General features: G+C 66.0%; 12 protein-coding genes. 1 reads left to right on the forward strand and 11 read right to left on the reverse strand.

Annotation, left to right across the window (positions count from 1 at the left end; translation table 11 throughout):
- Nucleotides 1-129: 129 nt before the first annotated feature.
- Nucleotides 130-1,620, forward strand: coding sequence for a PLP-dependent aminotransferase family protein (locus tag ACQ4MJ_RS25005; RefSeq protein WP_431150870.1), 1,491 nt, complete (start codon nucleotides 130-132; stop codon nucleotides 1,618-1,620).
- Between the two features lie 147 nt (nucleotides 1,621-1,767).
- On the opposite strand, the gene ACQ4MJ_RS25010 is transcribed toward ACQ4MJ_RS25005, so the two are convergent.
- The 11 genes from ACQ4MJ_RS25010 to flgC all read right to left on the reverse strand — a co-directional run bounded on the left by ACQ4MJ_RS25010 (nucleotide 1,768) and on the right by flgC (nucleotide 13,691).
- Nucleotides 1,768-3,003: an HDOD domain-containing protein gene (locus ACQ4MJ_RS25010; RefSeq protein ID WP_121508438.1), complete on the reverse strand. Its 1,236-nt coding sequence runs from the start codon at nucleotides 3,001-3,003 to the stop codon at nucleotides 1,768-1,770.
- 72 nt (nucleotides 3,004-3,075) lie between these two features.
- Complete coding sequence (flgL, locus tag ACQ4MJ_RS25015; protein ID WP_228898970.1) at nucleotides 3,076-4,329, reverse strand: flagellar hook-associated protein FlgL; 1,254 nt, start codon at nucleotides 4,327-4,329, stop codon at nucleotides 3,076-3,078.
- Between the two features lie 27 nt (nucleotides 4,330-4,356).
- Nucleotides 4,357-6,333: a flagellar hook-associated protein FlgK gene (flgK, locus tag ACQ4MJ_RS25020; RefSeq protein WP_055398315.1), complete on the reverse strand. Its 1,977-nt coding sequence runs from the start codon at nucleotides 6,331-6,333 to the stop codon at nucleotides 4,357-4,359.
- Nucleotides 6,334-6,508: 175 nt separating this feature from the next.
- Nucleotides 6,509-7,429 (reverse strand): flagellar assembly peptidoglycan hydrolase FlgJ, encoded by a 921-nt coding sequence (flgJ, locus tag ACQ4MJ_RS25025; RefSeq protein ID WP_176887176.1) that lies wholly within the window; start codon nucleotides 7,427-7,429, stop codon nucleotides 6,509-6,511.
- A 15-nt stretch (nucleotides 7,430-7,444) separates the two neighbouring features.
- Entirely contained in the window at nucleotides 7,445-8,596 is a 1,152-nt protein-coding gene (locus ACQ4MJ_RS25030; RefSeq protein ID WP_121421304.1) for a flagellar basal body P-ring protein FlgI, read from the reverse strand.
- A 357-nt stretch (nucleotides 8,597-8,953) separates the two neighbouring features.
- Nucleotides 8,954-9,646, reverse strand: a complete 693-nt coding sequence (locus ACQ4MJ_RS25035; RefSeq protein WP_431150868.1) for a flagellar basal body L-ring protein FlgH — start codon at nucleotides 9,644-9,646, stop codon at nucleotides 8,954-8,956.
- Nucleotides 9,647-9,675: 29 nt separating this feature from the next.
- Entirely contained in the window at nucleotides 9,676-10,458 is a 783-nt protein-coding gene (gene flgG / locus ACQ4MJ_RS25040) for a flagellar basal-body rod protein FlgG (RefSeq protein WP_121421302.1), read from the reverse strand.
- Between the two features lie 37 nt (nucleotides 10,459-10,495).
- Nucleotides 10,496-11,236, reverse strand: a complete 741-nt coding sequence (flgF, locus tag ACQ4MJ_RS25045; protein WP_121421301.1) for a flagellar basal-body rod protein FlgF — start codon at nucleotides 11,234-11,236, stop codon at nucleotides 10,496-10,498.
- A 58-nt stretch (nucleotides 11,237-11,294) separates the two neighbouring features.
- Nucleotides 11,295-12,575, reverse strand: coding sequence for a flagellar hook protein FlgE (gene flgE / locus ACQ4MJ_RS25050; protein WP_121421300.1), 1,281 nt, complete (start codon nucleotides 12,573-12,575; stop codon nucleotides 11,295-11,297).
- Between the two features lie 39 nt (nucleotides 12,576-12,614).
- The gene (locus tag ACQ4MJ_RS25055) at nucleotides 12,615-13,271 is read right to left on the reverse strand and encodes a flagellar hook assembly protein FlgD (RefSeq protein WP_431150867.1); all 657 of its coding nucleotides are present in this window, start codon (nucleotides 13,269-13,271) and stop codon (nucleotides 12,615-12,617) included.
- A gap of 15 nt (nucleotides 13,272-13,286) precedes the next feature.
- A complete protein-coding gene (gene flgC / locus ACQ4MJ_RS25060) occupies nucleotides 13,287-13,691 on the reverse strand; it encodes a flagellar basal body rod protein FlgC (RefSeq protein WP_121421298.1) in 405 nt (134 codons plus the stop codon).
- Nucleotides 13,692-13,722 lie beyond the last annotated feature (31 nt).

Below are 13,722 nucleotides of genomic sequence, written 5' to 3' on the forward strand. Positions count from 1 at the left end.
TTTATGGCGGGTGGCTTGTCAGCGCCTGGGCTTCAATGTAATCTTCGATGTCAGTACACAACCAGTACAGTTAAGCAGGGCAGTTCGTGATCTGTATTGGCTGCGATAACAGTACACAAGGACACCGCCATGCTGATGAAAACCACCACCCAGTCGCTGACCGAGCAGCTGTCGGCGCGTTTTGGCGAGCGCATCCGCAACCGGCTGCTGGCGCCCGGCGCGCGCCTGCCTTCGGTGCGGCAGTGCGCGCAGCAGCATGGCGTCAGCCCTTCCACTGTGGTGGCGGCGTACGACCAATTGCTGGCGCAGGGGCTGGTGGAGGCACGCAAAAATCGGGGCTTCTTTGTGCGCGAGATGGCCAACGGGTTGCTGGACAGGGGCGCTGAGGACGACGACGCGGGTGCCCAGGAAGTCGAGCGTGCCATGGGCAACTGGAGCACCGCGCACTGGTTTGCCGCGCGGGGCGCCGGGCGCGGTGCTGCGCGGGGTGCGCCGCCCGTCAACGCCACGGCGCTGATCCGGGGCATGTTCCACAAGATCAGCGACAAGCCGCAGCCCGGCATGGGCGTGTTTCCGCCTGCCTGGCTGGAGTCCACCTTCATGCCCGCCGCTGTGCGCAAGGTGACCAGCACACGCGCGTTGAATGATTTTTCGCTGCAGTACGGCGAGCCTCTGGGCGACACGGGGCTGCGCCGGGTGCTGTCCAAGAAGCTGGCCACGCTGAATGTGCATGCCGCCCCCGAAAACATCATCACCACCGTGGGTGCCACGCACGCGCTCGACATCGTGAGCCGCACGCTGCTGCGCCCGGGCGACCCGGTGATGGTGGAGGAACCCGGCTGGGCGGTGGAGTTTGCGCGCTTGTCTGCTTTGGGCATGCACATCCTGCCGGTGCCGCGCCGTGCCGACGGGCCAGACCTGGAGGTCATGGCGAAGTACTGCGAGGTGCACCAGCCCAAGCTTTACGTGAGCGTGAGCGTGTTCCACAACCCCACGGGCTACTGCCTGTCTCCGGGCAGCGCGCATCGCATCCTGCAGCTGGCCAACCAGTACAACTTCCATGTGGTGGAGGACGATACCTACAGCCACATCGCGCCCGAGCACGCCACGCGCCTCACGGCGCTCGATGGCCTCTCGCGCACCATCTACGTGAGCGGCTTTGCCAAGATCCTCGCGCCCAACTGGCGCATCGGTTTCATGGCCGCACCGCCCGCGCTGGTGGAGCAATTGCTGGACACCAAACTGCTGGCCACGCTGACCACGCCCGCGCTGCTGGAAAAAGCCCTGGCCCTGTGCATCGAACAGGGCCAACTGCGCCGCCACGCCGAGCGCATCCGCACGCGGCTCGACGCTGCGCGTGCGCGCAGCGTGAAGCTGGCGCTGGGCGCGGGCTGCACCTTTGCGGCCGAGCCCGTGGGCCTGTTTGGCTGGGTGGAGACGGGGGTGGACACCGACGCGCTGTCGCAGCGCATGCTCGACGAGGGCTACCTGCTGGCGCCGGGCGCGCTGTTCCACGCAGAGCGCCAACCCAGTACCCTCATGCGCATCAACTTTGCGACCACGCAGGAGGCGGAGTTCTGGAAGACTTTTGCGCGGGTGCGCGATGAGCTGGCACGGTGAGCCGACCCACTGCCTTTGAGCCCATGTCCCAGACTGGCGCTGTCGGCAAATACTGGCGCGGCCCCAGCCAGTGCCACCGTGGAACCGGCTTTGCCGGGCCACCGGTGGCGTCCCCCTTGGGGGAAGACGCGCAGCGGCTCAGGGGGGTTATCTTCTCTCTACTTCCAGGTCGGCCAGCACCCGCAGCAGCGCGCGGTTGACCTCTTCCAGGTCCAGCTCGAACGTCTCGCAGAGGTTGCGAATGGCACTGGCGTCGTCCGTCTCCAGCGCGCAGGCCATCTGCAGGCCACCGGTGTAGGGGCCGGTGCGCAGCACCGTGGCGTCATAGATGCGCTCAGACAAGGGCAGACGGCGCAGGATGGTGCCAAGCGGCTCCCCCAGCAGGTCGTCGATCTGCGACAGCAGACCACACAGGTAGATCTCGCGGCGCAGATCGTTCTCCACGCCCGCGTCGAGCAGCTGTGCGGTGAGTTGGGCACGCATCACCATGGCCTCGCGCACCGGCTGCATGTTGGGGTCGGTGCTGGCATGGGGCAGCTGGTCGGACAGCCAGCGCTTGATGGAGCCGTAGCCCATCATCACCAGGCCCCGGCGCAGCGAATCGATGCCGGTGCGCAGGCCCAGGGCCGCAGAGTTGGTGTACACCATGAAGCGGTACGCCAGGATCGGGTCCTGGCCCATGATGTCTTCAAAGGTTTCCAGCGACTGCTCTGCGTCGATGGCCTTCATGAGCTTGAAGATCACCGCGTGCGATGGCTGCTGGGGATGGTGGCGCAGGCTGTAGAGCACGTCTTCCGTAGGCCAGCCGGCCAGTGCCAGGGCGTTGTGCTGATCCAGGCAATGCTCCATGAGCGCGCGGCTGGCAATGTTCTCGTACATCTGCCCGGCCAGCACCGGGCTGGTGGTGCGCGCGGGCTGCGTGGGGGTGCCGCCAGGGCGTGCGGCGGGGGCCGCCTTCAGGGCCGCCACGGCGTCTTCGGGGCGCAGGGTGAGCAGGCTGTTGTCAAAGCACTGGGCAATGTCGGGCTCGGGCAGCCGACCCAGCTCACCGCGCCACACGAGCTTCAGGCCCCGCTGGTGGGCGGCCTTGACCAGCGCATAGATGGTGGAGTCGGACAGCCAGTTGCCGCGCACCTCGATCCAGGGCGCGCCACGTGGCGCGTGCTCCAGCATGTTGGACAACAGCTGGTGGCTTTGGGGGGACAGCAGAATCGGGGGAGAACTGGCAGACCACAACTCCTGCAGCGTGCGCAGCAGGTGGGCGGTATCGACCAGGGCCGAGGCCTCGCTGTGCACATAAAGCTGTATGGCCGCGAGCTTGCGGGCGCGGTTCCACAAAGGGCGGTAACCCAGAATCAGGCTGCCAAGGACAGATTGGACCATGTGCTCTTAGGCGGTTGTCTCGTCGTTGGGGCCTGTCCCCGCCCGGGGCTGTGCAGCGTGGGCAGGCCCGCTTTAACTGATGAAATTGAACAGGGACAGCTTCTGAACCTGCGCATAAGACTTGAGTGCTGCCTCGTAGCCCACCTGCTGGTTCTGGAAGTCTGAAATTCCCTGGATCATATCGAGATCCTCGGCCCGCGAGCGGTCGCCTTCGAGCTGGATGGAGCGCTTTTCCTGGTCGCCCGTGATGCGGTCCGCTCGGTTGAGCAGCTCGCCCGCATAGCCGCGCATGTTGTGCAGGCGTTCCAGGCCAATGTCCATGTTGCCCAGGGCCTGCCCCACTGCCTGCGCCGCTGCATTGCTGTCGGGGGCGCTGCGGATGTCGCGGATCGCGTTGTCCAGGGTGCTGAACATGCTCGGGCTGGGCTGCAGGGTAATGGTGTCCCCGGTGGCAGGGTTGCCCTTGATGTCGAAGCTCAGGCCCGGGATGCTGGTGATGGCGATGGTCACTGGCTTGTCGGTGGGATAGTCGGGCACCACCACGGCCGGTGACACAGCGCCTGTGGTGGTGTTGGTGAGCGTGTAGGTGGCGGTGGTGGTGCCGGGTGTGGCGCCTGGGCCGACCGCGCTGAAGGTGATGGTGTAGTTGTCGCCCGTTACCAGGCTCGGGTCCACGGGGGTGACCGCCGTGGTGTTGAGGGAGCGGCTGGAGGGAATGGCGCTGACACCTGCGGTGTAGACCCCATCGCGCTGCGGGTCGAACATGAAGGCGGCTTCGCCATCCAGGGTGTTGGGAATCGACACGCCACTGCTGGCTGTCTGGCCAGGCAGTCCTTCAAAGCTGTAGTCGGGGCTGGTGCTCAGGGGGCCGAGGAACGGCGCGAGCGCGCTGCCCAGGGCGCTGAGCAGGGGAACGCCGTTGGTGTCCTTGCGGTTGGCCACTTCCAGCAGCTGCTCGCGCAGGCCTTGCAGCTGGTTGGCGATGGTGTTGCGGTCGTTGGGGGTCAGGGCCGCACTGCCGGCGTTCACCACCAGTTCGCGGAAGTTCTGCACCAGGTCCACTGCGTCGCCCAGGGCGGACTCGGCCTGCGCGATGGCGTTGCGCTGCGTTTCCAGGGCGCGCTGCTCGGTCTGGATGCGCGCCAGCCGGTTGATGGCGCGTTCGGCCTGCGCGGCCGACACGGGGTCATCGCTGGCCCGCACCACGCGTTTGCCCGAGGTCAGGTTCTCCTGCAGGTTCGACAGGTTGGTCTGGCGCGTGCCCAGGTTGCGCAGCGCGTTGTCATACATGTTGGCCGTGCCAAGGCGGTAGATGCTGTTACTCATGTCGAACTCCTAACTCCTGTCCCGCCGTCAGCGGCCCAGGCCCTGCAGCAGCGAGTCAAAGATGTTTTGCGCAATCTGGATCATTTTGGACGATGCCTGGTACGCCTGCTGGTATTGGATCAGCCTTGCAGCCTCTTCGTCCAGGTTCACGCCCGAAATCGCCGTACGGTCCCGTTCCAGGTTGGCCGCGATGGTGGTGGACAGCTCGGCCGCGAACAGCGCGCTCTGGGTGCGGGTGCCCACCTGGGCCATGGCCCCAGCGTAGCCGTCGGATAGTGTGGACTCGTCGAACATCTTCACGTCCCGCAGGCCCATGAGTGCACTCGCGTTGCCCGCGTTGCGCGTGAAGATGTCGCCGTACTGCGGGTCCGATGCATTGCCGATCACGACGGTGTCGCCCGTGTTGGGGCTGCCCTGCAGCTTGATCTCCCAACCGTTGATCGAGATGGGTGCACCCGGCGTGTAGGGCTGCGCGGCGGCAATGGTGGTGGGTGGCGCAGTGCCCCGGTCCAGCACGTCGTATGTGGTGGGCGGGCCGGCCGTGAACTGCAGCTGGATACCGCCCAGGATGGGGGGCAACGCCGCCGGGTTGGCGTTGGGCGGCAGCACCAGCCCCGGCGGGTTGGGCAGGCCCGTGGCTTTGAGGCCCGCCAGCTGCAGCGTGCCGCCGTTGGAGGTGCCCATGGCCGCGTTGATGGGGTTGGCCGCTGCCAGATCACGCGGTGAGTACACCAGCGACTGGATGTTGGCCGCCGCCGTGCTGAACGGCTTGAACAACATGCGCTCGCCGGGGTTGCCGGGCGTGGTCAGGTTGAAGTTCAGGCCGTCGATCTGCAGCGTGGCCAGGTTGGCCGCGTCGGTGAACGGGGTGGACGTGCCGTCCGACAAGCGCACCACCTGCCCGGCCGTGCCGGTGGTAAAGCGGATTTCGTAGTCCGACGCCGCGAACTCCGTGGGGCCGGTGAAGGACACCGTGCCCACGCCCGCGCCGTTGGTGTGGCCCGGCATGCTGGCGGGCAGCGCGAACAGGTCCTTGCCCAGCGCACCGTCCAGCGTCAGGCCCAGGTTGTGCTGGTCGTTCATCGTCATGCCGATGGCCATGGCCATGCGGCCCAGCAGGTTGCGCCCTTCGGCCAGATCGTTGTTGTTGAAGCGCAGCAGGCCCGACATCGAGCCCCCGCCGAGCACGTTCTCGTCCATCTCCACGGCTGGCGCACCGGGCCGGTTGAAGAACAGCTTGATCTGACCGCTGCCGGGGAACGCCGTCGCGTCATCGATGGACAGGCTGGTGGCCGTGGTGCCCAGCACCAGCGGCTGGCTGCCCGCCACAAACAGGCCCACGGTGCCATCGTCAGCTGGGATCTGCGTGGTCTGCACGTACTGGTTGATGTCGCGGATGATCTGGTCGCGCTGGTCCAGCAGGTCGTTCGGAGTCTGGCCATTGCCCTTGGCGCGCGCGATCTGCTCGTTCACGCTGGCCATCTGCCCGGCCAGGCTGTTGACGGCGGTGATGCTGCTTTGCAGCTGTTCGGTCACGGTGTACTGGATTTCGTTGATGCGGTCGGCGGCCGCACGCATGCGCGAGGCGGTTTCGTCCATGCGCGTGAGCACCACGGTGCGCGCAGTGATGTCCGTGGGGGCGCTCACCACGTCCGAGAACGCATTCATCATGTCATTGATGGCTGCACCCAGGCCCGCCGTGCCGCCGCTGAAGACCTCCTGCAGCTGGCGCAGGCGCTCGGCCCGCACGATGTCGGACGACTGCACCGAACCCGCCGTGGCCGACTGGCGCGTGAGCAGCTCGCTCTGGTTGCGCAGGATGGTCTGCACATCCACGCCCTGGCCGATGTAGCCGCCGCCTGTGAACTGGCCCTGCACGGTCTGCAGCACCACGGTCTGGCGCGAATAGCCGGGCGTGTTGACGTTGGCAATGTTGTGGCCCGCCGTCTGCAGCGCCACCTGGTTGGCCAACAGGGCGCGGGCGCCGACGTTGAGCAAGCTCATGACTCACCTCGCATTTCAGTGATCCCCAGCGCTGCCTGCACCCCCAGCGCGTGAGACTGGCGCGGCCCTGGCCAGCGCCCCCGCGCAAGGGCCGCCCCGCCGCGCTGGGGGCGTCCCCCTCCCGCGAAGCGAGAGAGGGGGAAGGCGCGAAGCGACTCAGGGGGTGTTTGCATGGTCAAGCCTGCGCGCGCAGCGTGCGCAGCACGCTATTGATGGCACCACCGAGCTTTTTGGCGTACTCGGGGTCGGTGGCGTAGCCCGCCTTTTGCAGCGCCGAGGCATAGGCCATGGCCGAGCCGGACTGGGCGACGGATTCGGCCTTCTCGTAGCGCGGGCTGTCCTTGATGAGCTTTGCGTAGTCCCGGAACGAATCCTCGTACGAGTCGTAGGCGCGGAACTTCGCCGTCACCTTCTGGGCCTTGCCGTTGATGTATTCGGTGGTGGTGATCTCGGCTACCTTGCCTGTCCAGCCCTTGCCGGCCTTGATGCCGAACAGGTTGAACGAGTTGGAGCCGTCCTTGTGCTTGATCTCGCTCTTGCCCCAGCCGGTTTCGTGGCCAGCCTGGCCCAGCATGAAGCTGGCGGGAATGCCACTCTCCTGGGCCACGCGCTCGGCGGTGCCCGAGAGGTGCTGCACAAAACCATCGCGGCCCTTGGGCGCGGGTCCAGTGGCCTCGGCCGGTGTGCCGGTGGCCGAGGACGCTGCGCGGGGCAGCGCCTGCGGCAGGCTCAGTGTGGAGGGCACGGAGAAATTCGCGTCGGCCCCGCCCATCTGGCGCGAGAGCTGGCGTGCAATCGCTTCAGACAGCCCGCCCTGCTGGCCCGACATGCTGACCGACAGCTGCTGGTCCAGCATGTCCTGGCCCAGGTTGGCCTGCTCGCCTTCCATGAGGCCGGATTTCATCGTGGCGTCACGCATGCTCTTGATCAGCTCGCGCATGAACAGCGACTCGAACTGCTTGGCGACCTCGCGCGTGGTCTGGGCGTTGTTGGCCGTGCCCGCGTCGTACTTGAGCGAATTGAGCGAGCGGATGTCCACCGCCAGCGCATTGGACGTGCTGCTGGTGGTGCTGGACGAGGGCAGGGTGAGGGCCATGGTTGCTCCCCGGGGTCAGATCACTTCCAGCTCGGCGTTGAGGGCACCGGCGGCCTTGATGGCCTGCAGGATGGCCAGCAGGTCGCCCGGCGTAGCCCCCAGCGTGTTGAGCGCCTTGACCACGTCTGCCAGCTGGGGTGAAGCCGGCATCTGGATGATGTTGCCCGGTTCCTGGTTGATGCGGATGTCGCTTTGCTGCGCCACCACGGTCTGCCCTTGCGAGAGTGGAGCGGGCTGGCTGATGACGGGCGTGGAGCTGATGGTGATCGACAGGTTGCCGTGTGCAATGGCGCAGGGGCCCAGCGTCACGGCCTGGTTCAGCACCACCGAGCCGGTGCGTGCATTGATGACGACCTTGGCCGAGGGAGTGGACGCCTCCAGGGGCAGTTCTTCCAGATCGGCGATGAAGCCCACGCGGGCGCCGGGGTCCAGCGGTGCGCGCACTTGCACGGTGCGGCCGTCGAGCGCCGTGGCCAGGCCGCTACCCAGTTTGGTGTTGATGGCCTGCGCCACGCGGCGTGCGGTCTGGAAGTCCGAGGCATTGAGCCCCAGGTTGATGGTGTCGCCCTCGTTGAGGGGTGTGGGCACGGCGCGTTCGACCTGTGCGCCTTGCGGAACCCGGCCTGCACTCAGGTGGTTGATCTGCACCTTGCTGCCGCCCGCCGAGGCGCCCGCGCCTCCCACCACCACATTGCCTTGGGCCAGGGCGTAGATCTCGCCGTCGGCGCCGCGCAGGGGCGTGACGATGAGCGTTCCGCCCTTGAGCGACTTGGCGTTGCCCATGGAGGACACGTTGATGTCGATCATCTGCCCGGGCTGGGCAAAGGCCGGTAGCTGTGCCGTGACGATCACCGCCGCCACGTTCTTGAGCTGCAACTGGTTCGCCGTGCCAGGCGGCAGGCTGATGCCCATCTGCTGCAGGTAGTTGGACATGGCCTGCGTGGTGTAAGGCATCTGCGTGGTCTGGTCGCCCGTGCCGTCCAGCCCCACCACCAGGCCATAGCCCGTCAGCTGGTTGCTGCGCACGCCCTGCACCGCCGCCACTTCCTTGATGCGCAAGGCATGGGCAGGCACCGCCACACCAGCAGCCACGAGGGCCAGCAACAGCCACAGCGCGCGCACGGGGCGTGACAAGAGGGAGTGGGACAAGGCTTTCATGACACCGATTGTGGGCGGCCCCGCCAGGAACTAAAACCCAAAAAGAAGCGGGTTCACCGGCCTATTGCATGGGTTCCCGAGCGGGTGGAAACGGCGGTGGCGTACCGTGCGCCCGGGCGGTTGGTCCGGGGCAGGCTGCAAGGTGAAATATGAATAAAAATGCCTGCTAGCGCTTTATGGATAAGCGCTAATAGCTATAAATATGATAGCTTTCTTGGGTTGGCTGCTATTGGCCAGGGGATATCGCAGAGCCCATCGCTCGTCAAAACTGGCGCGGCCAAAGCGCGGGCCGCCGCGCAAGGGCCGCCCCGCCGCGCTGGCGGCGTCCCCCTCAGGGGGAAGGCGCGCAGCGACTCAGGGGGGAGTCTAGAACGGCGTGATCGTGTTGAAGACCCGGTTCATCCAGCCCAAGGCCTGGGCTTCGTTCTGTGCGCCACGGCCACGGGATTCCACCCGCACATTGGCCACCTGGGTCGAGTTGACAATGCTGCCCGGCTGCAGCGCGCGCGGATCGATGGTGCCCGAGAAGCGCAGCACATCCACGTTCTGGTTCACGCCGATCTGCTTCTCGCCCGTCACGACCAGGTGGCCGTTGGGCAGCACGTCCACCACGGTGGCGGTGATCGAGCCGGTGAAGGTGTTGGCGCTTTCGGTGCCGCCCTTGCCCGAGAAGGTGCTTTCCGAACCGGCGCCGAGCGTGGTGCGGTCGGCCAGCGACTTTTTCACGAAAGGCAGGTTGGTGATGCCGGCCGAGGCCTCCGAGGTACGGTCCACGGTGGACGAGGATTTCTGGCTGGCCGTCACGTTCTCGACGATCATGATCGTGACGTTGTCGCCCACCAGACGTGCGCGGCGGTCTTCGAACGCGGGGCGGTAACTGGCGTTGTGGAACAGGCCTCCGGTCACGGGCGGTGGTGCACGGTGCGCTGCGGCCAGTGGTGGTGGGGTGGTCGGCAGGATGTCCACCGGCGGCGGCGGCGACAGGGTGGCGGCGCAGCCCGTGAGCAGCAGCGCGCCCACGGCGGCGGGCAGGGCAAAAAGGCGTGTGAACGGCAGCATGGCGAACGCTCCTGGTGTCGGCATCGGGATCACAGCTGGCTGAGCTTGGCCAGCATCTGGTCCGAAGTCTGGATGGCCTTGGAATTCATCTCATAGGCACGCTGTGCCTGGATCATGGTGACCAGCTCTTCCACCACGTTGACGTTGGAGGCTTCCAGAAACCCCTGCTTGAGAATACCCAGCCCGTTGGTGCCGGGCGTTCCCTGCTGCGGCTGGCCCGAGGCGGCCGATTCCTTGAACAGGTTCTGGCCAATGGGCTCGAGGCCGGCCGGGTTGATGAAGGCCGACATCGCCAGGTTGCCCAAGGGCTGGGGCTGGGTGTTGCCCTGTACGGTGGCCGACACCACGCCGTCAGCGCTGATGGTCACGCTCGTGGCGTTGGCGGGCACCGTGATGCCGTTGGCCACGGGCAGGCCGCTGGAGTTGACGAGGCGGCCTTGCGAATCGACCTGGAACGAGCCGTCGCGCGTGTAGCCGATGGTCCCGTCGGGCATGGTCACTTCCAGAAAACCATTGCCGTTGATGGCCACGTCCAGGTTGTTCTTGGACTCCTGCAGGCTGCCCTGCACGAAGTTGCGGCTGGTGGCCACCGTGCGCACGCCCAGGCCCAGGTGCAGGCCGGTGGGCAGCTGGTTCTGCTCGGTGGTGTTGGCGCCCACCTGGCGCAGGTTCTGGTAGATCAGATCCTCGAACACCGCGTTGTTGCGCTTGTAGCCGGTGGTGGAGACGTTGGCCAGGTTGTGCGAGATGACGTCGAGCTGGGTCTGCTGGGCAGACATGCCGGTCTTGGCGATCCAGAGGGAGTTGATCATGGTGCTTCCTTTTGGCGTGGCGGCGCGGGGCGCGACCTCAGCCGTTCATGCTCAGCAACTGGCTGGCGGTTTTGTCGTTGGTTTCGGCGGACTGCAGCAGGCGCATCTGCTGTTCGAACTGGCGCGATGCGGCAATCATCCCGACCATGCTTTCGACCGGATTCACGTTCGAGCCTTCCACTGCGCCTGCCAGCATGCGGGCGTTGGCGTCATTGGCAATCGGGTCGCCGGACGTGGTGCGAAACAGCCCGTCGTCGCCGCGCTTGAGCGGGTCTTCCGGGGTGGGAGTGGCCAGCTTGAGGCGGCCAATGGCCTGCGCGGGCTGGCCCGCTGCCTTGGCAGTGACCGTTCCATCCGAGCCCAGCGTGACTTCGGCCCCCGGCGGGACATCAATGGGCGCGCCGCCATCGGACAGCACGGGCAGTCCGGTGGGGGTGAGCAGCTGGCCCGTGGCCGACACCTCAAAGGTGCCTGCGCGGGTGTAGGCCTCGGTACCGTCAAGTCCCTGCACGGCAAACCAGGCATTGCCCACGGCCATGGCGTCGAGGTTGCGGCCGGTACGCTGCACGGGGCCGGGCGTGCTCACGTGGCCCGAGGTGGCCTCCAGCGCAAACACACGGGTTTTGGAGCCATCTCCCTGGATCGGGACCGAGCGGAAGGTGGACATCTCCGCACGAAACCCCTGGGTGGAGGCGTTGGCGAGGTTGTTGGACAACACGGCCTGCCGGTGGGCGGCCGCGTTGGCGCCCGTCATCGCGGTGTAAATGATGCGGTCCATGGGGGCTCTCCGTTGTCCAGGGCTGTTTCAGTGCAGAGTTCTTACGAACCGTTCCCGATCAACGCAAGTTCACCAGGGTGGACATCACCTGGTCTTGCGTCTTGATGGTCTGGGCATTGGCCTGGTAGGCGCGCTGTGCGGTCATCATGTTCACCAGCTCGGCGGTCAGGTCCACGTTGGAGTCTTCCAGCGCGCCCGAGCGCAGCGACCCGAAGTTGCCGTCGGTGGCCGTGCCAGCCACCGGCTGGCCGGATTCAAAGGTGGCGACCCAGTTGTTGCCGCCTACCGAAGCCAGGCCCTGCGTATTGCGGAAGCTCGACAGCGCCAGCTGGCCTTCTGCACGGGTCACGCCGTTCGAGTAACGGGTCATGATCATCCCGTTGTTCTCGATGTTGATGCCGGTGAGCTCGCCCGTGGTGTAGCCGTCCTGGCTCAGGTTGGAGACCGAGAACTTGTTGCCGCTCTGTGAGACTTTGTCCAGGCTCACCGCCACATCAAACGCGGGCAGGTTGTTGGGGTTGGGCGGGGTCGGGTTCACGTTCAGCGTGAGCGCGAAGCCCGTGGCGGGGGGCGTGGCCACGGGGGCCGTGATGGCGCCATTGTTGTCAAACGTGATCTGGCCTATAGGAGTTGCCACCACTGGAGGCACTGCCGTGGGGTCGTCCAGCTGGTCGTACACGTCCCAGGTGTTGTCGGTAGCGGTCTTCTGGAAGTACAGGCTCACTGGCTTGGCCACGCCCTGGCTGTCGAACACGTTGATCGACGTGCCGTAGGTGGCGCGGGGTGTGGCCGGGATGGGCGGCGTGGCGGCAGGGTCGCCGGCCGCATCGGTGGCCGTGGCCGGCAGGTTGAATGCTGCCGTGATCGTGGTGGTCTGCTTGGCAGGGATGGGCTCGGAGGTGGGGAACACCATCGGGATGGGGTCGGTGCCCGAACGCAGGCCGGTGACCGGGTCCACGGGGTAACCCATCACGTTGGCGTTGTCGTTGGTGATCATGTTGCCCTCCTTGTCCAGCTTGAAGTTGCCGGAGCGGGTGTAGGCGGGTGTGCCATCGGGCAGCGTGAGCGTGAAAAAGCCGTTGCCGTTGATGGCGACATCCAGGCTGTTGCCCGTGATCGTGAGATTGCCCTGTGTGAACTGCTGGGAGACCGCGCCCACTTCGACGCCGATGCCCGCATTGGTGCCGCCGGACGAGCCGATGGCGGACGCCACCATTTCGGCAAACTCGGCCCGCGAGGCCTTGAACCCGACGGTGTTGGAGTTGGCGATGTTGTGCCCGATGACGTCGAGGTTCTTGCTGGCGGCGTTCAAGCCAGAGAGGCCTTGCTGAAAGCTCATGGTGTTCTCCTGATGGGGGCTATCACTGAATCGGCCGGGTTAGACCAGGGCCTTGATCTGGCTGTAGTTGATGGTTTTTCCGTTGGCCAGGGTCAGCACCAGCTGGCCGTCCTCGGCACCTGCGGCCGTGACCTTGGACAGGGCCAGCGACGTGCTGTCGATCTTGGTCGAACCATTGACGGCACTGACGCGGAACTGCAGTCCCTCGCTGGAGCCGGTGTACTTGCTGGCATCCCACTCGAAGGTGTGGCGCCCTGCAGCCTTGGCACCCAGATCCATGGTCTCGATCACCTGGCCGCCAGCGGTCATCACCTCGACCTTCACCTTGGTGGCGGCCGAGGCCAGCTCAAAGCCACCCTTGCCGGCCTTGTCGGCCACGGCCAGCGTCGAGCCTTCGGTCATCACGTTGCGGCCAATCAGGGCCGTGCCCTGCATCACCTGCAGCGAGTTGAACTGCGCCGACATGCTCTCCATCGTCTGGTTGAGCTGCTGGATGCCGGTCACCGTGTTGATCTGCGCAATCTGCGAGGTCATCTGGGCGTTGTCCAGCGGGTTCATCGGGTCCTGGTTGTTCAGCTGTGCAACCAGCAGTTTCAGGAAGCGGTCCTGCGCGGCTGCAGGGTCGGTGGCGGCGTTGGCCTTGGTGCCGGTCGCATCGGTGACCGTGGGCGCGCTGGTGGCGGAGTTGAGGATCATGGTGGCGTCCTAGAGTTACTGGCCCATCTGCAGGGTCTTGAGGAGCAGCGACTTGGCCGTGTTCATGACCTCGACGTTGTTCTGGTAAGAGCGGGAGGCGGAGATCATGTTGACCATTTCCTCCACGGCGTTGACGTTGGAGTGCGTCACATAGCCTTCCGCGTCTGCCGACGGGTGGCTGGGGTCGTGCACACGGCGGCCGGGAACGTTGCTTTCGTTGATGGAGCTCACGCGCACACCGGCCGAGCTGTCCGCGCCCATGGGGGCGGTCTGGAATACCACCTGGCGCGCCTTGTAGGCCTGGCCGTCGGGGCCTGCCACGGCATCGACATTGGCCAGGTTGCTGGCCACCACATTGAGCCGCTGCGACTGCGCGCTGACGGCGCTGCCCGAGACGCTGAAGATGGAGAACATGGACATGGGGAGATTCGCTTTCTGCGCTGCACTGCGG

The organism is Acidovorax facilis (assembly GCF_050626955.1).
In the GTDB taxonomy this organism is placed as follows: domain Bacteria; phylum Pseudomonadota; class Gammaproteobacteria; order Burkholderiales; family Burkholderiaceae_C; genus Acidovorax; species Acidovorax facilis.